This is a genomic window from Microbacterium sp. KRD172 (assembly GCF_017168295.1).
Taxonomy (GTDB): domain Bacteria; phylum Actinomycetota; class Actinomycetes; order Actinomycetales; family Microbacteriaceae; genus Microbacterium; species Microbacterium profundi.
In genome coordinates, this window is sequence record NZ_JABFAS010000002.1 from 1,929,727 (window position 1) to 1,949,446 (window position 19,720).

Annotated in this window: 21 protein-coding genes, 1 tRNA gene and 1 other RNA gene; 8 read left to right on the top strand and 15 right to left on the bottom strand. The window is 66.0% G+C overall.

The features are described from left to right. Positions 1 to 22: 22 nt before the first annotated feature. The 3 genes from J1M43_RS09710 to J1M43_RS09720 are packed head-to-tail and all read right to left on the bottom strand — an operon-like array spanning position 23 to position 2,674. Positions 23 to 1,219 (bottom strand): acetyl-CoA C-acetyltransferase, encoded by a 1,197-nt coding sequence (locus J1M43_RS09710; RefSeq protein WP_206476564.1) that lies wholly within the window; start codon positions 1,217 to 1,219, stop codon positions 23 to 25. Further along, entirely contained in the window at positions 1,216 to 1,869 is a 654-nt protein-coding gene (locus J1M43_RS09715; protein ID WP_033104575.1) for a 3-oxoacid CoA-transferase subunit B, read from the bottom strand. The genes J1M43_RS09710 and J1M43_RS09715 overlap by 4 nt, the downstream gene beginning before the upstream one ends. Before the next feature lies 1 nt (position 1,870). Continuing rightward, the gene (locus J1M43_RS09720; protein ID WP_033104576.1) at positions 1,871 to 2,674 is read right to left on the bottom strand and encodes a CoA transferase subunit A; all 804 of its coding nucleotides are present in this window, start codon (positions 2,672 to 2,674) and stop codon (positions 1,871 to 1,873) included. Positions 2,675 to 2,778: 104 nt separating this feature from the next. Here J1M43_RS09720 and J1M43_RS09725 point away from each other — a divergent pair, with 104 nt between their 5' ends. From J1M43_RS09725 to J1M43_RS09740, 4 genes are all read left to right on the top strand, one after another. Continuing rightward, positions 2,779 to 3,564 (top strand): IclR family transcriptional regulator, encoded by a 786-nt coding sequence (locus J1M43_RS09725; protein WP_206476565.1) that lies wholly within the window; start codon positions 2,779 to 2,781, stop codon positions 3,562 to 3,564. A gap of 35 nt (positions 3,565 to 3,599) precedes the next feature. Further along, complete coding sequence (locus J1M43_RS09730) at positions 3,600 to 4,043, top strand: MarR family winged helix-turn-helix transcriptional regulator (RefSeq protein ID WP_033104578.1); 444 nt, start codon at positions 3,600 to 3,602, stop codon at positions 4,041 to 4,043. Next, on the top strand, positions 4,040 to 5,272 hold the full coding sequence (locus J1M43_RS09735; RefSeq protein WP_206476566.1) for an MFS transporter: 1,233 nt from the start codon (positions 4,040 to 4,042) through the stop codon (positions 5,270 to 5,272). Before J1M43_RS09730 ends, J1M43_RS09735 begins: the two co-directional genes overlap by 4 nt. A 141-nt stretch (positions 5,273 to 5,413) precedes the next feature. Beyond that, entirely contained in the window at positions 5,414 to 6,253 is an 840-nt protein-coding gene (locus J1M43_RS09740; protein ID WP_206476567.1) for an SDR family NAD(P)-dependent oxidoreductase, read from the top strand. 186 nt (positions 6,254 to 6,439) lie between these two features. On the opposite strand, the gene J1M43_RS09745 is transcribed toward J1M43_RS09740, so the two are convergent. Further along, positions 6,440 to 6,512, bottom strand: a tRNA-Lys gene (locus J1M43_RS09745). 103 nt (positions 6,513 to 6,615) lie between these two features. On the opposite strand from J1M43_RS09745, the gene J1M43_RS09750 reads away from it, so the two are divergent. Continuing rightward, the gene (locus J1M43_RS09750; RefSeq protein WP_033104581.1) at positions 6,616 to 7,425 is read left to right on the top strand and encodes an inositol monophosphatase family protein; all 810 of its coding nucleotides are present in this window, start codon (positions 6,616 to 6,618) and stop codon (positions 7,423 to 7,425) included. Between the two features lie 13 nt (positions 7,426 to 7,438). Beyond that, positions 7,439 to 8,017 (top strand): hypothetical protein, encoded by a 579-nt coding sequence (locus tag J1M43_RS09755; RefSeq protein ID WP_206476568.1) that lies wholly within the window; start codon positions 7,439 to 7,441, stop codon positions 8,015 to 8,017. Between the two features lie 81 nt (positions 8,018 to 8,098). On the opposite strand, the gene ssrA is transcribed toward J1M43_RS09755, so the two are convergent. Next, positions 8,099 to 8,466, bottom strand: a transfer-messenger RNA (tmRNA) gene (ssrA, locus tag J1M43_RS09760). Between the two features lie 150 nt (positions 8,467 to 8,616). On the opposite strand from ssrA, the gene J1M43_RS09765 reads away from it, so the two are divergent. Continuing rightward, entirely contained in the window at positions 8,617 to 9,282 is a 666-nt protein-coding gene (locus tag J1M43_RS09765; protein ID WP_206476569.1) for an SIMPL domain-containing protein, read from the top strand. 10 nt (positions 9,283 to 9,292) lie between these two features. On the opposite strand, the gene hflX is transcribed toward J1M43_RS09765, so the two are convergent. Continuing rightward, positions 9,293 to 10,621: a GTPase HflX gene (hflX, locus tag J1M43_RS09770; RefSeq protein WP_374058530.1), complete on the bottom strand. Its 1,329-nt coding sequence runs from the start codon at positions 10,619 to 10,621 to the stop codon at positions 9,293 to 9,295. 251 nt (positions 10,622 to 10,872) lie between these two features. Here hflX and J1M43_RS09775 point away from each other — a divergent pair, with 251 nt between their 5' ends. Continuing rightward, positions 10,873 to 11,514, top strand: coding sequence for a class I SAM-dependent methyltransferase (locus tag J1M43_RS09775; protein WP_206476571.1), 642 nt, complete (start codon positions 10,873 to 10,875; stop codon positions 11,512 to 11,514). Between the two features lie 40 nt (positions 11,515 to 11,554). Here the strand turns inward: J1M43_RS09775 and J1M43_RS09780 are convergent, their stop codons facing one another. From J1M43_RS09780 to J1M43_RS09820, 9 genes are all read right to left on the bottom strand, one after another. Then, complete coding sequence (locus J1M43_RS09780) at positions 11,555 to 12,937, bottom strand: LLM class flavin-dependent oxidoreductase (protein WP_033106118.1); 1,383 nt, start codon at positions 12,935 to 12,937, stop codon at positions 11,555 to 11,557. Positions 12,938 to 13,017: 80 nt separating this feature from the next. After that, on the bottom strand, positions 13,018 to 13,890 hold the full coding sequence (gene dapF / locus J1M43_RS09785) for a diaminopimelate epimerase (protein WP_033104586.1): 873 nt from the start codon (positions 13,888 to 13,890) through the stop codon (positions 13,018 to 13,020). Positions 13,891 to 13,922: 32 nt separating this feature from the next. Next, complete coding sequence (locus J1M43_RS09790) at positions 13,923 to 14,450, bottom strand: dihydrofolate reductase family protein (RefSeq protein WP_033104587.1); 528 nt, start codon at positions 14,448 to 14,450, stop codon at positions 13,923 to 13,925. A gap of 32 nt (positions 14,451 to 14,482) precedes the next feature. Beyond that, positions 14,483 to 15,397, bottom strand: a complete 915-nt coding sequence (miaA, locus tag J1M43_RS09795; RefSeq protein ID WP_033106119.1) for a tRNA (adenosine(37)-N6)-dimethylallyltransferase MiaA — start codon at positions 15,395 to 15,397, stop codon at positions 14,483 to 14,485. Beyond that, on the bottom strand, positions 15,390 to 16,940 hold the full coding sequence (miaB, locus tag J1M43_RS09800) for a tRNA (N6-isopentenyl adenosine(37)-C2)-methylthiotransferase MiaB (protein ID WP_033104588.1): 1,551 nt from the start codon (positions 16,938 to 16,940) through the stop codon (positions 15,390 to 15,392). The genes miaA and miaB overlap by 8 nt, the downstream gene beginning before the upstream one ends. A gap of 32 nt (positions 16,941 to 16,972) precedes the next feature. After that, positions 16,973 to 17,680, bottom strand: a complete 708-nt coding sequence (locus J1M43_RS09805) for a regulatory protein RecX (RefSeq protein ID WP_033104589.1) — start codon at positions 17,678 to 17,680, stop codon at positions 16,973 to 16,975. Next, positions 17,680 to 18,735: a recombinase RecA gene (recA, locus tag J1M43_RS09810; RefSeq protein WP_033104590.1), complete on the bottom strand. Its 1,056-nt coding sequence runs from the start codon at positions 18,733 to 18,735 to the stop codon at positions 17,680 to 17,682. The genes J1M43_RS09805 and recA overlap by 1 nt, the downstream gene beginning before the upstream one ends. A 273-nt stretch (positions 18,736 to 19,008) precedes the next feature. Then, complete coding sequence (locus tag J1M43_RS09815; protein WP_033104591.1) at positions 19,009 to 19,233, bottom strand: DUF3046 domain-containing protein; 225 nt, start codon at positions 19,231 to 19,233, stop codon at positions 19,009 to 19,011. Positions 19,234 to 19,259: 26 nt separating this feature from the next. Beyond that, a complete protein-coding gene (locus J1M43_RS09820) occupies positions 19,260 to 19,568 on the bottom strand; it encodes a helix-turn-helix domain-containing protein (RefSeq protein ID WP_033104592.1) in 309 nt (102 codons plus the stop codon). Between the last annotated feature and the right edge of the window lie 152 nt (positions 19,569 to 19,720).

The following is a 19,720-nucleotide window of genomic DNA, read 5'->3' on the forward strand; positions in this document are numbered from 1 at the left end:
CCTGGCCCTCCGCCTTCGATGGTCAGCGCGTGAGGATCAGCGCCTCGCCCTGACCGCCGCCGCCGCACAGACCGACAGCCGCCGTGCCGCTGCCACGACGTGCGAGCTCGTGAGCCATGTGCACGACCAACCGGTTGCCCGATGCGCCGATCGGGTGTCCGATCGCGATGCCGCCACCATGGATGTTCACGATGTCGTCCGAGATGCCGAGCTCGGCCGTGGAACGGGCAACGACAGCACCGAATGCCTCATTGATCTCGACGAGATCGAGATCGGCCACGGCGATGCCCTGCTTCTCGAGTGCGCGCTCGATCGCGCGAGCCGGCTGCGCCTGCAGCGAGTTGTCGGGCCCGGCGGTCTGCCCGCTTGCGCCCACGGTCACGAGCACCGGCCATCCCTGCGCCTCGGCGTTCTCGCGCGTGGTCACGACGACCGCTGATGCGCCGTCCGAGATCTGCGAAGAGTTGCCCGCGGTGATCGAGCCGCCCTCTGCGAACGCCGCCCGCAGCTTTCCGAGCGTCTCGACGGTGGTCTCCGGCCGGATGCCCTCGTCCTTCGTCAGCAACGTCGGTCCCTGATCCTGTCGAAGGGCGCCCTTGCGCTGCGGCACCTCGACGTGCACGATCTCGGCGTCGAAGGCACCGGAATCGGTGGCTTCCGCCGCGCGCTGATGCGAGGCGGCTGCCACAGCATCCTGCGCCTCGCGCGTGAGTTCGTAGCGCTCGTTGTGACGCTCGGTCGACGCGCCCATGCTCTCCTTGTCGTAGGCGTCGGTGAGTCCGTCGAAGGCCATGTGGTCGAGTACCTCGACGCTGCCGTAGGTCCAGCCGTCGCGCGAGCCCATGAGCAGATGCGGTGCGCGCGTCATCGACTCCATTCCGGCGGCCACCACGGTGGTGGCATCGCCGGTGCGGATCATGCGCGCGGCGTCGATGATGGCGGTGAGTCCTGACAGGCACACCTTGTTCACCGAGTGCGCAGGGACGTCCCATCCGATGCCGGCGCCGATCGCGGCCTGACGGGCGGCGTTCTGACCGGAGCCGGCGGACAGTACCTGTCCGACGATGACGGCGTCGATGGCGGACGGGTCGACGCCGGCTTGCGTGAGAGCACCCTTGATCGCGAAGGCGCCGAGCTGGGGTGCGGTGAAGGAGGACAACTGTCCCTTCAGACGCCCCTGCGGGGTGCGTGCCGCCGCGACGATGACGATGTCGGTCATGAGTTCTCCTTGAGTTCGTCCGCGATGATCAGCGGGGGTTCGGTGGCGTCGATGACCTGCTGCACGCTCACTCCGGGTGCCGTCTCGACCAGCACGAGTCCGGCGTCGGTGACGTCGATCACGGCGAGGTCGGTGATGATCCGGTGTGCCACTCCCCTGCCGGTCAATGGCAGAGAGCATTCATTCACGATCTTCGCCGAGCCGTCTCTGGCGACGTGCTCCATGAGGATGATGAGGCGGTCAGCGCCGTGCACGAGGTCCATGGCGCCGCCTGGCCCCTTGACCATCTTCCCCGGGATCATCCAGTTCGCGAGGTCGCCCGTCGCCGACACCTGCATGGCGCCGAGGATCGCGGCGTCGATCTTGCCTGCTCTGATCATTGCGAAGCTCGTGGCCGAATCGAAGAAGGCGGTGCCGGGGAGCGTCGTGACCGTCTCCTTGCCCGCGTTGATGAGGTCGGGGTCGACGTTCTCCTCGGTCGGGTAGGGACCGACTCCGAGGATGCCGTTCTCGGACTGCAGCACAAGGGTTACGCCGTCCGGCACGTAGTTCGGGACAAGGGTGGGCAGGCCGATGCCGAGGTTCACGTAGGAGCCGTCGGTGAGTTCGGCCGCGGCGCGCGCGGCCATCTGCTCGCGGGTGAGTGCCATGTCAGGCCCCTTCCGTGGTGTCTGCGGACTTCGTCACGGTGCTCTTGGAGACGGTGCGACGCTCGATGCGCTTCTCGATGTCGGTGCCGACCTCGACCATGCGGTGCACGAAGACGCCAGGCAGGTGCACCCGGTCGGGGTCGATCTCGCCCGGTTCGACGAGCTGCTCGACCTGCGCGATGCACACGCGGCCCGCCATCGCCGCGAGCGGGTTGAAGTTGCGAGCGGCCTTGTTGAAGACGAGGTTGCCGTGCCGGTCCCCCGCCATCGCGTGCACGAGCGCGAAGTCGGTCGTGATCGCCTCTTCGAGGACGAACTCCTTGGGAGTGCCGTTCACATCGAACGTGCGGACGTCCTTGACGGGAGACGCGACAGCGATGGATCCGTCCGAGTTGTAGCGCCGAGGCAGCCCACCTTCTGCGACCTGAGTGCCAACGCCCGTCTGGGTGTAGAACCCGGCGATGCCTGATCCACCTGCCCGCAACTTCTCGGCGAGAGTGCCCTGGGGCGTGAGTTCGAGTTCGAGCTCACCGGAGAGGAACTGACGCTCGAACTCCTTGTTCTCGCCGACATAGGACGACGTCATCTTGCGGATGCGCTGCGCGTTCAGCAGGACGCCGAGACCCCAGTCGTCGACTCCGCAGTTGTTGCTGACGACGCTGAGGTCAGTGGTCCCCTGGGCGAGCAGCGCCTGGATGAGGGCGATCGGATTGCCGGAGAGCCCGAACCCTCCGACCGCGAGAGATGCGCCGTCGGGGATGTCGGCGACGGCCTCTTCAGCCGATGCCCATTGCTTGTCGATCACGCAGCACTCCTTCGTGTGAGGTCTTCTTCCAGCATCCGCCTGTCTCCAGTGGAATCGAAACCCGGTCTTGCGATGTGGGCGATTGCATCGATAGCGTCCACATTATGAACACATCCCGATCTGTTCCCGGTGCGCAGGCCGTCGCTCGTGCCGCGAGTCTGCTGCGTCTTGTGACAGCGAGCGGCGAGGAAGGCGCGAACCTGCACGAACTCGCGCAGTCCGCCGGGCTCTCCCGCTCGACGACCCACCGGCTGCTCAGCGCACTGCGCGCGGAGGGGCTCGTCGACCGCGATGAGGACACTGCCAGATGGATGCCGGGACCGGAGCTGTTCCTCATGGGATCCGTGGCGGCCGCCCGATACGACATCACCGCGCTGGCGCGTGACATCGTGCGTTCCCTTGCGGTGAAGACCGAGGAGAGCGCCTTCCTCTCGGTGCGGCGCGCGGATGAGACGGTGTGCCTGCTTCGCGAGGAGGGGTCGTTCCCGATCCGCTCGTTCGTGCTCAGCGAGGGTGTCCGCTTCCCGCTCGGGGTCGCGAGTGCCGGCCTCGCGATCCTATCGTTCCTGCCTGACCACGATGTGGATGCGTATCTGGATCGGCATCCCGAGCTCAGCGAACGCTGGGGCCGCACCCACGGGGTGAAGCCGCTGCGCACCAGGCTCGTCGAGACCAAAGAACGCGGGTACGCGATCAACCCCGGCCTCATCGTGGAGGGCAGTTGGGGAATGGGCGCCGCCGTGTTCGATCGCGCGGGCCGCCCGGAGTGGGCACTGAGCCTGACAGGCGTGGAGTTCCGATTCGGCCCCGATCGGATCGCGCACCTCGGGCGTACGCTGTTGGCGCACGCCCACCAGCTCTCGTCGCGCATCGCGAGCTCTCGGCGCTGAAGCAGATACATACCTCATGGTATATACTTGCGGATATGAATCGTGACGAGATCATCCCTTCGATCGTCATCTCCGCTCATGCGCTCGCGCGGATCGCGGCGCGGCAGGCGCACAATGACACCCCTTCCGCCCAGTGGCGTGTGCTCAGCATCCTGGAACGCGAGAACGGCCAGCGCGTCGGCACGCTCGCAACCGCCGCCCGCACGACGCAACCGGGCATGACCCGACTGCTCGGCGATCTCGAACGCACCGAGCTCGTCACCCGCACGGCAGACGCCGGGGACTCACGGGCGACCGTGGTGCACATCACTGATGCCGGACTCGCCGCCCTGCGGGGATGGCGGGATGAATTCCGCATCACGCTCGCGCCGCACTTCGACGACCTCGACGTCGTCGACTGGGCGACGCTGGCACGCGCCGCCGAGATCCTCACCACCCACAGCAGAGAGACCCTCACGACCAAGGAGGCAGGCGAGTGAGCGGCGGCAAGGCCGTCACCTCCGTCTGGAAACAGCCCGCGCAGGTCTGGGCCGTGGCGTTCGCCAGTGTCGTCGCGTTCATGGGCATCGGCCTCGTCGACCCCATCCTTCCCGCGATCGCCGACTCCCTCCAGGCGAGCCCGACACAGACCGAACTGCTGTTCACCAGCTACCTGCTGGTCACCGGAGTCGCGATGCTGTTCACCAGCTGGATCTCGAGCCGCATCGGGGCGAAGGCGACGCTGATGATCGGGCTCGCACTCATCGTCGCCTTCGCACTCGCGTGCGCGTTGAGCGGCAGCGTGGATGCGATCATCGGCTTCCGCGCCGGCTGGGGTCTGGGTAACGCGCTGTTCATCTCGACAGCGCTCGCAACGATCGTGGGCTCAGCCTCGGGTGGCAGCGGTGCCGCGATCGTGCTGTACGAGGCCGCGCTCGGTCTCGGAATCGCGATCGGGCCGCTTCTCGGCGGACTCCTCGGCGAAGTCAGTTGGCGCGGTCCGTTCTTCGGCGTGGTCGCACTCATGGCGATCGCATTCATCGCGATCCTCACGCTGCTGCGAGGCCCGCAGGAGAAGCGCCGACCAGTTCCGTTCTCCGCGCCGTTCACGGCGCTGCGCCGCCCGGCCCTGGCGATCCTGGCCGTCACAGCCCTGTTCTACAACATCGGCTTCTTCGTGCTGCTGGCGTTCTCGCCGTTCCCGCTCGGCTTCGGCGCGATGGGCATCGGCTTCACCTTCTTCGGCTGGGGTGTCGCGCTGGCGATCACCAGCGTGTGGGTCGCCCCGTGGATGATGCGGCGGATGCGCCGGACGACTGTCATCATGACCGTGCTGCCGCTGCTCGCATTGGACCTGATCGTCGCTGGCCTCGTGGCACAGATCGCCCCCGCGCTCGTCACCTGCATCATCGTGGGTGGACTGCTGCTCGGCGTGATGAACACAGTGCTCACCGAAGCCGTGATGGAAGCGACCGATCTGCCTCGTTCAGTCGCATCGTCGGCGTACTCGGCCGTGCGCTTCATCGGCGGCGCGATCGCACCGCCGGTGGCCGCGCTGCTGTGGCACGCGTTCGACTCGACCGTGCCGTATCTCTTCGCCGCCGCATCGGTATTGGTGGCGACGCTGACGATCTTCCTCGGTCGTGGAACGCTCGCTCACATCGATGACGAACCGGCGGATGCCGCGACAGAGGATGCTGAGGCGATCACGGTCGGGGACGCCGCCTGACCGACGCGCACTGCGTCTGATTCGGTACGGTTGGGCCCATGAGCGACCCAGAACTTCCTGAGCGCAGCATCATCGTCACACAGCGCCTCGCTGCAGCCAGTGTGGACCGCGAGAGTCGCGGGCGAGCCGAAGGAGAGCAGTTTGCGCGAGCAGAAGACGGTCGTCATCACCGGAGCGAGCGGCGGGATCGGTGCGGCCGCTGCGCGGCGACTACGTGCTGATGGGCACGAGGTCGTCATCGTGGGGCGCTCGCCGGCCAAGACCCGCGCGATCGCCGCGGAGCTGTCGGCGGATCACGTCGTGGCCGACTACACGCGGTTGGATGATGTGCGCGAACTCGCTGCCACGCTCGCCTCGAGGTATCCGCGGATCGATGTTCTCGCGAACAACGCGGGTGGCATGTTCGGTGCGAGAGTCGAGACGGTCGACGGCTTCGAGCAGACCTTCCAGGTGAACCACCTGGCCCCGTTCCTGCTCACCAATCTGCTGCAGGACGTGCTGCTCGCGAGCGGCGCCACGATCATCCAGACCTCGAGCGTTGCGGCACGCCTGTTCGGCAGTATCGATCTGAGCGACCTCGACAACCCTCGCGACCACACGCCGACGAAGGCGTACGGCGCAGCCAAGCTGGCGAACATCCTCTTCACGCGCGAACTGCACAACCGCTTCCACCCGCTGGGGCTGAACGCGGCGGCCTTTCACCCCGGGGTGATCGCCTCTGCGTTCGCCGCCGATACGAGCAGCAGGGCGATGGGCTTCCTGTACAACAACTCGTTCACACGCAGATTCCTCGGCACTCCGGCATCCGGCGCCGACCAGCTCGTGTGGCTGGCCGAGACGACTCCAGGCGAGGCGTGGGTGCCGGGCCTCTACTACGAGAAGCGCTCGATCGCGGCGCGAGTGAACCCGCAGAGCACGAGGGACGATCTGGCTCGTGAGCTCTGGGAGCGAAGCGCCGCGATGACAGGTCTGAGGAGCTGACCGCATGGACGATCTGGCCAGCGGAACCTGGCACATCGTGGAACTGCCGGACGGCTCGCTCATCGACGTCGTCGCCTTCAGATCCCGGAGGGGTGCGTCGCGCCGGATCATCGGAATCGATCGCCCCGTGGCACCCGACAAGCAGAAAAGCCTCAGACTCTGGCGAGAGAGTCTGAGGCTGATCCGTGCACCCCCAGGGACTTGAACCCTGAACCCATTGATTAAGAGTCAATTGCTCTGCCGATTGAGCTAGAGGTGCGTGGCCCGGTTTCCCCGGCCGAGGAATTACATTACCAGTTGCGGCGCATCATGCGAAATCGAACCAGCGTTCGCAGGCACGTGGCGCCGACTATCCTGAAGGGGTGACCGACTCCCCCGCAGCCGCCGATTTCACGAACGATCTCGCACTCGCCCTCCGGCTGGCAGACGTCGCCGACGAGCAGTCGCTCCCCCGATTCGATGTGAGCGACCTGAAGGTGTCGACGAAGGCGGACCGCTCCCATGTGACGGATGCCGATCTCGCGACGGAACGCGCCATCCGCGCCCTCCTCGCCCAGGAGCGTCCCGACGACGGCATTCTCGGCGAGGAGTTCGGGACAGAGGGCGACGCCCATCGCCAGTGGATCATCGACCCGATCGACGGCACGGCGAACTTCATGCGAGGGGTTCCGCTCTGGGGCACGATGATCTCGCTCGCGGTCGACGGCGTACCTCAGGTTGGCGTCGTCAGCATGCCTGCGCTGAGCCGCCGATGGTGGGCATCGACCGGAGCCGGCGCATGGACGGCGACCGATGCCGCACCTCGGCGCCTTGAGACGTCGGCGGTCTCATCCCCGGATGACGCGTCCGTGAGCTTCCAGAGCATCACCCAGTGGGCGGATGCCGGACAGCTGCCCGCGTTGCTGCGCATCGCGGACCGCGTCTGGCGAGACCGCGCCTACGGCGACGTCTACTCGTACATGCTGCTTGCCGAGGGCCGTCTGGAGATGGTCGCGGAGTTCGATGTCAAGGAATACGACATCGCCGCCGCAGTGCCGATCGTGCGCGAAGCGGGCGGGAGGTTCACGTCGTTCGACGGCGTCGACACGATCGCGGCCCGTTCGACACTGGCCAGCAACGGTCTGCTTCACGAAGCCTTCCTCCGACTCGCTCACTCCCCCACGAACACCTGACCCGAAAGCAGCGATGATCCGCCGTACCTCCCTTGCCGTGCTCGCGGCCGTGACGATCGCCCTGACGCTGTCGGCATGCTCCGCCGCGGCCGACCCCGTAACTACTCCGACGACCACGCCGAAGCCCACAGAGACCACAAGCCCGTCGCCCGAACCGACGCCGACCACGACACCAGAGCCGGAAGAGACTCCCGGCGCCGCGCCGACGTGCGAGACGATCATCGCGCCCAGCACGGTCGCGGCGCTGACCGAGCAAGGCTGGACCTACCGGGAACACGAATTCCGCTTCGGCGAGCACATAGTCGAAGGCGGCATCCAGTGCGTCTGGGGCGACTACACGGTGCCGTCGGACCATGTTCAGGTGTTCGGATGGGCGCCGCTCGATCAGGCGGCATCCGGCGACGGGCAGCAGAAGCTTCTCGACGAAGGCTGGCAGCGCGCGGATTCCGACGGCCGCGTGTACATCACCGAGAACCCCGATACCGCGATGGCGCCGGACGAGGACGGCTTCGGGATGACGTACGAGTTCGGTGACGGCTGGGTGAAGGTCGCCGACACGCGGCGGAGTCTCATCCTCGTCGATTTCGAGTGAACCGGGCCGAGCCCGCGCGAGAACACGAACAAGCCCCACCATCCTGGTACGGATGGTGGGGCTTCTTCTGTGACAGCGGCTTTGTGGAGCTGGGGGGAATCGAACCCCCGTCCAACGCTGAGTATCCACGGCTTCTCCGGGCGCAGTCTGTGCAGACGTTCTACTCGGCTCCGACCTTTGTCACAGACACCTAAGTCGACAAGCCCAGCCTGGGAAGAGTCCCGTGTGACGTCCAGACGCCGTCACACAGCAAGATTCCTAGATGACGCCAGGATCCGTATCGGAATCACATACGGCCTGACGGACTCGGGCTCGCTTATGCAGCGAGGGCGAAGTCGTTGCGCTTTGTTTCGGCAACTATAGTTTTGCAGGGAGCGTTCACGAGATAACCCTGCATCCTCGGCCCGCTTCACGTGAATTCACAAGCACTGTCGAAACCGATCAGCCCCGTGTGTCTTCTTTCGAAGGAACCACTGTCACTCTGTGGATTTATCAGCTCGGATGTCGAAACACCCGAGCATCACAGGATACAACGGATCCGGGCTTCATGCTATTCCGCGACCGGTCTGAACAGGATGCTCTGGCGTAGAGTCGCTCTCATGAGCGATGTCGTCATCACAGTCCGCGGCGAGAACGAGTCGCGCCTTGCCCCGGAGCGCGCCACGATCCGCGTCACGGTACGAACCGAAGGCGCGGAGCGCGCATCGGTGGTCGACCAGGTGATGCGACTGTCCGAACCGCTGCGGAAGAGCATCACCGACCGCAAGGATGCCGGGACCGTGGCCGAGTGGACCAGCAAGCGTCTCGCGGTGAGCGCAGAACGCCCCTGGAACAACGAAGGCAAACGCCTGGCGCTGGTCTACCGCGCGAGCGTCGACTTCAGCGCCACGTTCACCGATCCATCCGAGCTCTCCATCTGGGTGTCGGACATCTCCGCCTGGGACGGCGTCGAGGTCGGCTGGGTGAACTGGCATCTCACGCCGGAGACGCGTGCTCGCGTCGAACGCGACGTCGCCTCCTCAGCCGTGAGCGTGGCCGTCGCACGCGCGGAGGCATACGCCGCCGCGTTGGGTCTCACCGACGTCACACCCATCGAGATCGCCGATGTCGGACTCATCTCTCAGGGCCAGGCACCAGGCGCACCACAGATGCTCAAGGCGCGCGGCGCCGCATTCGCCGCGGCGGATTCCGCACCGTCGATGGAATACGAACCCGACGAGATCGTCGTCTCAGCGACCGTTGAGGCCCGCTTCAACGCCCACTGAACGACGACGCTCAGACCGCGAACTGCGCCAGTTCCGCTGCCAACCGCTCTGAGACGTGCGCACGGACATCCGTGCCTTTCTCGCCGTGCTCCGCCGACAGCAGCATCCCGGTCTCGTGAATGGCCGCAACCAGGTCACCGCGGTCGTACGGGACGAGTGCGTGCACCTCGACGGCCGGTTTCGGCAGCGCCTCGTCGATCGCGGCCCGTAACTCTTCGATCCCCTCACCGGATCGTGACGACACGAAGTGCGCGCGTGGCTCGAGGCCCTGCAGCACCAGTCGATCGTCGTCCGAGATGAGATCGGCCTTGTTGAAGACGACGATCTCGGGAAGTTCGCGTGCTCCGACGTCGCCCATCACATCACGGACAGTCTGCAGCTGACCCGCTGGGTCTGGGTGCGCCCCGTCGACGACGTGCAGCACGATGTCGGCCTCACCGACCTCCTCCAGCGTGGAGCGGAACGCCTCGACGAGCTGATGCGGCAGGTTGCGTACGAAGCCGACCGTGTCGGTGAACGTGTAGACACGTCCGTCGGAGGTCTCGGTGCGTCGCACCGTGGCATCCAGCGTCGCGAACAGCGCGTTCTCGACCAGGACGCCTGCGCTCGTCAGCGCATTGAGCAGGCTCGACTTGCCGGCGTTGGTGTATCCGGTGATCGCCACCGAGGGGATCGTGTTGCGCTTGCGTTCGGCGCGCTTGGCCTCTCGTGCCGGGCCGAAATCACGGATCTGACGGCGCAGCAGCGCCATCTTCGTGCGGATGCGGCGTCGATCGAGCTCGATCTTGGTCTCACCTGGACCGCGCGAACCCATGCCGGCGCCGCCGGCTCCGACCTGTCCACCGGCCTGGCGGCTCATCGAGTCACCCCAGCCGCGCAGACGCGGAAGCAGGTACTCGAGCTGCGCCAGCTCGACCTGCGCCTTGCCCTCCCGGCTCTTGGCGTGCTGGCTGAAGATGTCGAGGATCACGGTGGTGCGGTCGATGACCTTCACCTTGACGACATCTTCCAGAGCACGCCGCTGGCTGGGTGCGAGTTCGGTGTCGGCGATCACGGTGTCAGCACCGGTGGCTGCGACGAGATCCTTGAGCTCCTGCGCCTTGCCACGGCCCAGATATGTGGCCGGGTCCGGATTCGGACGCCGCTGCAGCACGGCGTCGAGGACGACCGCTCCTGCCGTCTCGGCAAGCGCTGCGAGTTCGCGAAGCGAGTTCTCGGCATCCGTCTGGGCACCCTGCGGATACACGCCCACGAGCACGACGTTCTCGAGTCGCAACTGTCGATACTCGACCTCGGTGACGTCTTCGAGTTCCGTCGAGAGGCCGGCGACACGACGCAGGGCGTGACGATCCTCCAGATCCCACTGATCGCCGTCTCGATCCGAATACGCCGCCGTGGCGGAGTCCTGCAGCGCCTGTGCGGCGCCGAAGACCCGCGCCTGGGTGCGCGGCTGCGCGCTTGCGAGCACTCGATCCAGTCTCTCGTCGTCGAGTGTCTGCTCAGTGCTTGTCTCGTCTGTGGCTTTCGTCATCCTCTGCCTTCTGTGTCCGACGCCTTAACCTTAACCCTGCTGTCCGGTACGCTCGCCGTATGGGGTCTGATCACTACTTCACTGCGGCCCCGGCAAGCGCGGAGAACCTGCGAACCATTCGCGTGACGCTCGCAGATCGTGAACTCGAAGTGACCACCGCCGGTGGCGTCTTCAGCCCCGACCGCGTCGATGCCGGCACCGCAGTCCTCTTCGCCAACATGCCTCCGCTGCCGCCGAGCGGTAATTTCCTCGACCTCGGAAGCGGCTGGGGCCCCATCAGCATCACGATGGCTCTCACCTCGCCGCACGCCACGGTGTGGGCTGTCGACGTGAATGAGCGGGCGCTGGACCTCGTCCGTCGAAATGCCGAGGCTCTCGGCATCACCAATGTAAACGCCGTACTGCCCGACGATGTTCCCGATGACGTCGTGTTCCGGACGATCCGCTCGAATCCGCCGATCAGAGTGGGCAAGGACGTGCTGCACGACATGCTCGAGCGGTGGATACCCCGTCTGGACGAGCGCAGCGATGCATGGTTGGTGGTGCAGCGAAACCTCGGCGCCGATTCACTCCAGCGATGGCTCGGATCGACGTTCCACCCCGGGTACAGCGTCTTCCGCACCGCGACGGGCAAGGGATATCGCGTGCTCAAGGTGCGAAAGCACGGCAATCCTCCGACGGAACCGATCTCCCTCACCTGAGCGCACCGGACGGACTCACCGGCCGAGCGGGCCGAGCGCGTCAGACCTTGGCGATGCGGCGCACGCTGTAGCCCGCACCGCGATGCTCATCGGGCAACCGGTCGCCGCGTCCGTGCAGCTTGTGACGAAGCGTCCCCGGAACGTACTCGGTCTGATACACGCCACGGCGCTGCAGTTCGGGCACGATGAACTCGACGATGTCCTCGAACGTTCCGGGCGTGATCGCGTAGGCGAGGTTGAATCCGTCGACGTCGGTCTCGTCGACCCAGTCCTGCAGGAAATCGGCGACCTCTTCAGGCGAGCCGACCACGCGCGGGCCGAGACCGCCGATGTTGCCCAGTCGGGCGATGTCGCGCACCTTCCATTCCTTGCCGTCGTCGTTCGCCTGCTGGAAATTCGCCACGGTCGACTGGATCGCGTTGCTCTTGACGTTGCCGATCGGCTCGTCGAGGTCGAACTGCGACAGGTCGATGCCCATCCATCCCGACATGAACACCAATGCGCCCTCATCGCTGGCGTACTGCAGGTAGTCCTCGTGCTTGGCGTGCGCCTTCTCGCTCGTCTCGTCGGTGATGATCGTCAGAAGCGTGTAGATCTTCGCGGAGTAGCGGTCGCGCCCCGCCTCTTCGAGGGCGTCGCGGATGCGCTTCACTGTTCCAGCGAGCACCGTCTTGGTGGGTGCGGCGACGAAGATCGCCTCCGCGTTGCCCGCCGCGAACGCGATACCGCGCGGTGATGCGCCGGCCTGGAAGATCACCGGCGTTCGCTGCGGCGACGGTTCGGAGATGTGGATGCCGGGAACAGTGAAGTGCTCACCGTGATGGCCGATGTCATGAACCTTGGACGGATCGGTGAAGACCCCGGACTCACGGTCGCGGATGACCGCGTCGTCTTCCCAGGAGCCCTCCCACAGCTTGTACGTGACCTCGAGGTACTCGTCGGCCACGTCGTAGCGCTGATCGTGCTCGAGCTGGTCGTCATGCCCCATGTTCCGGGCTGCGGAGGGCAGGTATCCGGTCACGACGTTCCAGCCGACCCGGCCGTTCGTGAGGTGATCGAGGGTCGACATGCGCCGGGCGAAGGGGTACGGGTGCTCGTACGCGGTGCCAGCGGTCACGCCGAAGCCGAGGTGATCGGTGACAGCGGCCATGGCGCTCACCAGCAGTACGGGATCATTGACGGGCACCTGGGCGCCGTGGCGGACCGCGGCTTCGTTGGAGCCGCCGTACACGTCATACGTACCGAGTACGTCGGCGATGAACAGGCCATCGAAGTTGCCGCGCTCGAGGAGCTGTGCGAGCTCAGTCCAGTAGCCGAGCTCTTTGTAGCGCGCCGACTGATCGAGCGGATGCCGCCACATGCCGGAGGACTGGTGCGCCACGCAGTTCATGTCGAACGCGTTGAAGCGGATCTGCTTGCTCATACGCACCATGGTGAACCACGACGCGCCTCGATCTCTTGTCGGCTGTAACGCGACGACTCAATCGCAGGCGAACGGGCGACTCACACGAGGTCGACTGTGCCGCTGTAGACGAGCTGCGCCGGCCCTGAGAGTGCGACGTGCTCGCCGTCTTCTGCGGGGAACATCCGCACGCCCAGTGTGCCCCCTGGCACTTCGACGCTCCAGTTGTCCGGGGCGCGGTCACCCGCCCAGTACCGCACGGCGAGAGCGGCAGCCGCGACACCGGTGCCGCAGCTGAGCGTCTCCCCCACCCCTCGCTCGAACACCCGCATCCTGACGTGCCCGATCCCGTCGCGCACGAGGGGTTCTCCCGGCACGACGAACTCCACGTTCGCGCCGGAGGGCAGGGGCGGCTCGAGTTCGGGGATGTATTCGAGTTCGAGACCGTCGAGTTCTTCGTCCGATGCGAGAGCGACGACGACATGCGGGTTGCCCACGTCGATTCCGAGCCCGGGGCGAGCGACATCAAGGCCACGCGCCTTTGCGAGCGGGTCGTCGCCGGACAGGCGCCAGCGTCCCAGATCCACCTGATACCCGGTGCCGCTGGCCGTCACATCCCGCACACCGGCGCGGGTGCCGATCGGCAGAGTCGTACCTGGTTCGATCACCGCGAGGCCGGCACCGACCAGATAGTGCGCGAAGACACGGATGCCGTTGCCGCACATCTCGGCGATCGATCCGTCGGCGTTTCGATAGTCCATGAACCATTCAGCAGCAGGTTCCTCAGCGAGCGCTGCCGCGCCCTCCGGAAGAGCTGCCGAGCGCACCACACGGAGGACGCCGTCAGCGCCGATGCCGAAGTGGCGGTCGCAGAGCACCGCGACCTGCGCGGCCGTGAGATCCAGCTCACCGTCGGCGTCAGGGATGATGACGAAATCGTTGCCGGTACCGTGCCCCTTGGTGAATGCGACCATGCGAACAGTCTAGAGAGATCGGCGGCGATCGATCAGCCACGAACCACGCGGTAACGGCCGCACATGAAGTTGCGATTGCGCGCCACGTCGAGCAGCTCGAGGTCGAGAGTTCGCGGCAGCAACGGCGCTCCACCGCCGAGAGTGACCGGCGCGAACTGCACCCAGACCTCATCGAGGAGCCCGGCGTCGGCGAACTGGCCGGCCAGATCACCACCGCCGACCACCCACAGGTCTTTACCGCCTGCGGCCGCGGTCATCGCGGCGTGCACCTCGGAGATCGCGTCCCTGGTGAGTGTCACCTCGGCCCCGTCGGGAATCGCCAGCTCGCGATGGGTGAACACCCACGTCGGCTGCGAGTACCCCCAGACACCCTGCTCGTGATCGAGTACCCATTCGTACGTGGATGCCCCCATCGCCAGGGCGCCGATCGTCTTCTCGAACTGCTGATAGGCCATCGGTCCTTCGGCATCGATGTCCTGTGTCAGCAGCCAATCGAGCGAGTGCTCTGGCGTTGCGATGAAACCGTCGAGACTGGAGGCGGTGAAGAAATGCGTGCTCATGACTCCATGATGAACCCGGGCACCGACATCGCTCAGAGCAGTTCTGCGGGATCACTTCCCGGAGCGAGCCAGGTGAGCTCCGGATAGCGTTTGAACCACGACACCTGGCGGCGCGCGTAGCGACGGGTGAGTGCCTGAGTCGACGCCACGGCCTCAGCCTCGGTCAGCTCACCCCTCAGCTGTGCGAGCGCCTGCGCATAGCCGATCGCGCGACTCGCCGTGACGCCTTCCTCCAGCCCCCTCTGACGCAGGTGCTCGACCTCTTCCAGCATCCCGTCCGCCCACATCCGCTCGACTCGCCTGTCCAGACGCTCGACCAGTTCGGGTCTGTCGACGTGGAGCCCCAGGATACGAGTGGTCGGATGCCAGAGCTCAGGAGTCTCCGGCAGAGCAGCACCGTGAGTCTTCTCCCCCTGCTCGAGAACTTCCAGTGCACGGACGACGCGGCGGCCGTTCTTCGGATCGATCCGTGCGGCAGCGGCAGCGTCCGCCGCCTCCAGACGCGCGAAAAGTGCAGCGGCACCGTGCGTCTCGAGGTCGCGCTCGAGACGCGCTCGCGTCTCGGCGTCGCGTGGAGGGAAGCGGAAGTCGAAGATCACGCTGGAGATGTAGAGGCCGGAGCCGCCCACCAGGATCGCGTCGCCACCGCGGGAATGGATGCCCTGGATCGCGGTGCGCGCGAGCGGCTGATACCAGGCGACAGCGGCCTCATCGCGGATATCGCGGACGTCGAGCAGGTGGTGGGGAACGCCGCGACGCTCGGCCCCCGAGAGTTTGGCCGTGCCGATGTCCATGCCCCGGTACAGCTGCATCGCGTCGGCATTGACGATCTCGGCCGGATTGCCGCGTTCGCGCAGCAGCTCTGCGAGGTTCAGCGCCAGGTCGCTCTTGCCGGTTCCCGTCGCGCCGACGATCGCCCACAGGCGGGTTGCGGGCGAATCAGACACCGACGCGGAGCGTGGGGAGACCGAGCGAAACCGCTCGCGGTGCACCGGTGTCTCCGGACGGGGCCGGGACGCCGCACGACTCCGCCTGCGCGCGATCCCACGCGTCTCCACCGCGCGTGCGCCGGATACGCAGCGGAGCGCCGCTCGCGTCGTCGGCGAGAAGGTGGAAGGGCGCGCCGTGCGTGATCGTGACCGTCACCACGTCGCCAGGACGCGGGATGTCAGAACCCTCGGTGACCTCGAAGTGCACGAGGCGGTTGTCTTCGGCGCGCCCCGTGAGCCGATGCGTCTCGGCGTCCTTCTTGCCCTCGCCGACGGAGACGAGCACCTCGACCTCGCGGCCGACCTGCTTCTGATTCTCTTCCAGAGAGATGCGTTCCTGGAGGGCGAGGAGCCGGTTGTACCGCTCCTGCACCACCTCTTTGGGGACCTGGTCCTCCATGGTCGCCGCAGGCGTGCCCTCGCGGATGGAGTACTGGAATGTGAAGGCATTGGCGAAACGGGCCTGCTCCACGACGCGCATGGTGTCTTCGAAGTCCTCGTCGGTCTCACCAGGGAAACCGACGATGATGTCGGTGGAGATCGCCGCGTACGGCATGCGCTCACGAACGCGATCGAGGATGCCGAGGAACTTCGAACTGCGATACGAGCGGCGCATCGCCTTGAGTACGCGGTCGCTGCCCGACTGCAGCGGCATGTGCAGCTGTGGCATGACCGCCGGTGTCTCCGCCATGGCGTCGATGACGTCGTCGGTGAAGGCGGCGGGGTGCGGGCTGGTGAACCGGATGCGCTCGAGTCCGTCGATCTCGCCGGCGGCGCGCAGCAGTTTGCCGAAGGCCTGACGATCCCCGAATTCGACGCCGTACGAGTTCACGTTCTGACCGAGCAGCGTGACCTCGATCGCGCCGTCTTCCACGAGCAGGCGGATCTCGTTCAGGATGTCGCCGGGGCGACGATCCTTCTCCTTGCCGCGCAGGCTCGGCACGATGCAGAAGGTGCAGGTGTTGTTGCAGCCGACCGAGATCGACACCCATCCGCTGTGAGCGGAGTCGCGCTTGGTCGGCAGCGTCGAGGGGAAGACCTCGAGGGATTCGAGGATCTCGAGTTCGGCGTCGCCGTTGTGGCGTGCGCGTTCGAGTAGTCCGGGCAGCGAGCCCATGTTGTGGGTGCCGAACACGACGTCGACCCAGGGCGCCTTGTCGAGGACCGCGTCTTTGTCCATCTGGGCGAGGCAGCCGCCGACGGCGATCTGCATGCCCTCCTTGCGACGCTTGACGGATGCCAAGTGCCCGAGCGTGCCGTAGAGCTTGCCCGCAGCGTTGTCACGAACGGCGCAGGTGTTGATGATGACGACATCCGCCTCCGCGCCGGAATCGGCTCGGAGGTAGCCTGCGCTCTCCAGCGAGCCGGAGAGACGTTCGGAGTCGTGCACATTCATCTGGCACCCGAAGGTGCGCACCTCGTACGTCCGCTGACGTCCGTCGGCGTCGACGGCCGCCGACGAGGCCTGGATGATCGTCGGTTCGCTGCTGAGGATAGTCATGGTGAACCCATTCTACGAGCGTTCGGGCCGGGTCACTCCGAGTCGACGAACCGCACGCCGCTTGTCGGCTTGCCCAGCGACGTCTCGGTCAGCGCCGTCCTCGCCGCGTTCATGGCGACGGAGCCGCCGTATCCGCGTCGCGCGAGCTGGCCCATGAGTCGCCGAAGCGCGGTCTCGAAGTCGAGCCGGGTCATCGAACGCGCCTTGGTCCTGGCGAACTCCAGCGCCCGTTCGGCATCGTCATCCGGCAGATCCCCGAGCGCGGTGTCGATGACGTCGCGCGGAATGCCACGCTGTGCCAAAGCCCTCGACAGTGCGACGCGCCCCTGTCCCTTGCGCTCGATGCCCGATATCACCAGCTGCTCAGCGAGGATCAGGTCGTCGAGGTAGCCACGCCTGCAGAAGTCGTCGACCGCGTCGTCGATCTGCGAGAGGTCCAGATCATGGCCGCGCAGCACCTGCCGTGCCTCGGAGATCGACAGAGAGCGCGCCCGCAGCTTGCGCAGCAGTGACTCCTCACCGGTTGCACGGATCTGATCCGGGTCGCGCTCTGGTGGCTGCTCCCCCGCGACCGCAACCTCTGAGCGGTGCAGAACTTCCGATCGCTCGTTCACGGCAGCCGCCTCGTGCGAGGGCCCGTGCGAGGGCTGGTGCGGCAGTGCAGACGCCGGCGCCACCTTGTCCCCGAAGAGTGGGATCACGGGAGCGAGGCGCGCCTCGCCCCCGTCACCGACAGTCATCAGGCCGGAATACGCTGCGTGAGCTCGGCCGCAGCTTCAGGAGCCTCGTCGGCGACCGCTCCGCCGATGCCGAGCTTCTGCTTGATCTTCGTCTCGATCTCCAGGGCGACGTCAGCGTTCTTGATGAGGAACGAACGTGCGTTCTCCTTGCCCTGACCCAGCTGATCGCCGTCGTAGGTGTACCACGAACCCGACTTCTTCACGAGCCCATGCTCCACACCGAAATCGATGAGGCTGCCTTCACGCGAGATGCCAGTGCCGTACAGGATGTCGAACTCCGCCTGCTTGAAGGGCGGTGCCATCTTGTTCTTCACGACCTTGACGCGGGTGCGGTTTCCCACCGCTTCGGTGCCATCCTTCATGGTCTCGATGCGACGGATGTCGAGGCGGACGGAAGCGTAGAACTTCAGCGCCTTACCACCGGCCGTCGTCTCGGGGGACCCGAAGAACACGCCGATCTTCTCGCGCAGCTGGTTGATGAAGATCATGGTGGTGTTGGTCTGACTCAGACCGCCCGTGAGCTTGCGGAGCGCCTGCGACATGAGTCGCGCCTGCAGACCCACGTGCGAGTCGCCCATCTCGCCCTCGATCTCGGCGCGCGGGACCAACGCAGCGACGGAGTCGATGACGATGAGGTCGATGGCACCGGAACGCACGAGCATGTCGGCGATCTCGAGTGCCTGCTCGCCTGTGTCCGGCTGAGACACAAGGAGTGCGTCGATGTCGACGCCGAGTTTCTTCGCGTACTCAGGGTCGAGCGCGTGCTCGGCGTCGATGAAGGCGGCGATGCCGCCGCCACGCTGGGCGTTGGCGATCGCGTGCAACGTCAACGTCGTCTTACCCGACGACTCAGGGCCGTAGATCTCGACGATTCGGCCGCGCGGCAGGCCGCCGACGCCAAGAGCGACGTCGAGGGCGATGGAGCCCGTCGGAATGACAGCAACAGGGGCGCGCTCATCGCTGCCCAGTCGCATGACCGAGCCCTTCCCGAACTGCCGGTCGATCTGGGCGAGGGCTGATTCCAGGGACTTCTCGCGGTCTGCGGGTGATGGCATGACGTGCTCCTATTTGTTCGCATGGTGCCGCCTGTAGGCTGTCGCGGCCACCCCGACTGGGGCGAACTCTCCGACAAGGCGTATGGCTTTTTCGGCCTGTCATCACCGTACGAGCGACCTCCGACATTGCATCGGCTGCCCCACGAATCGGGGATGACTTCACCTCGAAACCACTTGTGCAGAACGTTACGCGCACTTCGAACACATATTCGACGACACGCCGATCCGGCACAGAGCGGACGCGATCAGAGAATCGAGTGCAGCTCCGCGCCCTCAGTGCCTGCGCGGCTCGAGCCGTCCGACTCCGTAGCGACGCTCCGCCGGCACATCGGTCTCGGCGCAGAGGGCGAGCCAGATCTCACGCGGCGCGACGCCTGCATCCAGGGCCTCTGCTGCCGTCCGATTGCCGAGAGCATCCAGGACGAGATCCGTCGTCAGCATCGCGGCGCGCGCACCGAATTCGTCGTCGACCGCGCGAAGGAACTCACTGCGCCGCATTGAAGGTCTACCCGAGGAGCCGCAGGTCAGTGCAGTGAGAGTTCGGGTTCGATGGACGCGACCAGGTCGTCCGGAACGACATCAGGGAACACCTGGATGCCCTCGAGGACGGAGATGCGGTCGCCCACCTCACGCATGATGATCGAGATGGGCACGTCGAGCGCTTCGGCGACCGAAGCGAGGATCTCGCTCGAGGCCTCCTTCTGACCGCGCTCGACCTCGCTGAGATATCCGAGCGCCACGGAGGCCTTGCCCGCGACCTGCCGGAGCGTACGCCCCTTCTGCAGGCGGAAGTCCCTCAGCACATCGCCGATTTCCTGTCGTACAAGAATCATCGGAACCTCCTCTCGATTCCCCTCATCGGAGCGTGCTCCGAACGGATCGCCAGTCTAACCCGACTCTCTGAATAAAAAACTACCGTTTCACGCTGTGCTTTCGTTGTGAGCACATCTTCCATCGCCACACTTCTCACAACGATCATGGGCGG

Excerpts from the sequence above, each read along its gene's own strand:
- J1M43_RS09710 (WP_206476564.1), bottom strand. The coding sequence starts at position 1,219 with ATGACCGACATCGTCATCGTCGCGGCGGCACGCACCCCGCAGGGGCGT.
- J1M43_RS09715 (WP_033104575.1), bottom strand. The coding sequence starts at position 1,869 with ATGGCACTCACCCGCGAGCAGATGGCCGCGCGCGCCGCGGCCGAACTC.
- J1M43_RS09725 (WP_206476565.1), top strand. The coding sequence starts at position 2,779 with ATGAACACATCCCGATCTGTTCCCGGTGCGCAGGCCGTCGCTCGTGCC.
- J1M43_RS09730 (WP_033104578.1), top strand. The coding sequence starts at position 3,600 with ATGAATCGTGACGAGATCATCCCTTCGATCGTCATCTCCGCTCATGCG.
- J1M43_RS09755 (WP_206476568.1), top strand. The coding sequence starts at position 7,439 with ATGATCCGCCGTACCTCCCTTGCCGTGCTCGCGGCCGTGACGATCGCC.
- J1M43_RS09765 (WP_206476569.1), top strand. The coding sequence starts at position 8,617 with ATGAGCGATGTCGTCATCACAGTCCGCGGCGAGAACGAGTCGCGCCTT.
- J1M43_RS09775 (WP_206476571.1), top strand. The coding sequence starts at position 10,873 with ATGGGGTCTGATCACTACTTCACTGCGGCCCCGGCAAGCGCGGAGAAC.
- J1M43_RS09780 (WP_033106118.1), bottom strand. The coding sequence starts at position 12,937 with ATGAGCAAGCAGATCCGCTTCAACGCGTTCGACATGAACTGCGTGGCG.
- dapF (WP_033104586.1), bottom strand. The coding sequence starts at position 13,890 with ATGGTCGCATTCACCAAGGGGCACGGTACCGGCAACGATTTCGTCATC.
- J1M43_RS09790 (WP_033104587.1), bottom strand. The coding sequence starts at position 14,450 with ATGAGCACGCATTTCTTCACCGCCTCCAGTCTCGACGGTTTCATCGCA.
- miaB (WP_033104588.1), bottom strand. The coding sequence starts at position 16,940 with ATGACTATCCTCAGCAGCGAACCGACGATCATCCAGGCCTCGTCGGCG.
- J1M43_RS09805 (WP_033104589.1), bottom strand. The coding sequence starts at position 17,680 with ATGACTGTCGGTGACGGGGGCGAGGCGCGCCTCGCTCCCGTGATCCCA.
- recA (WP_033104590.1), bottom strand. The coding sequence starts at position 18,735 with ATGCCATCACCCGCAGACCGCGAGAAGTCCCTGGAATCAGCCCTCGCC.
- J1M43_RS09815 (WP_033104591.1), bottom strand. The coding sequence starts at position 19,233 with ATGCGGCGCAGTGAGTTCCTTCGCGCGGTCGACGACGAATTCGGTGCG.
- J1M43_RS09820 (WP_033104592.1), bottom strand. The coding sequence starts at position 19,568 with ATGATTCTTGTACGACAGGAAATCGGCGATGTGCTGAGGGACTTCCGC.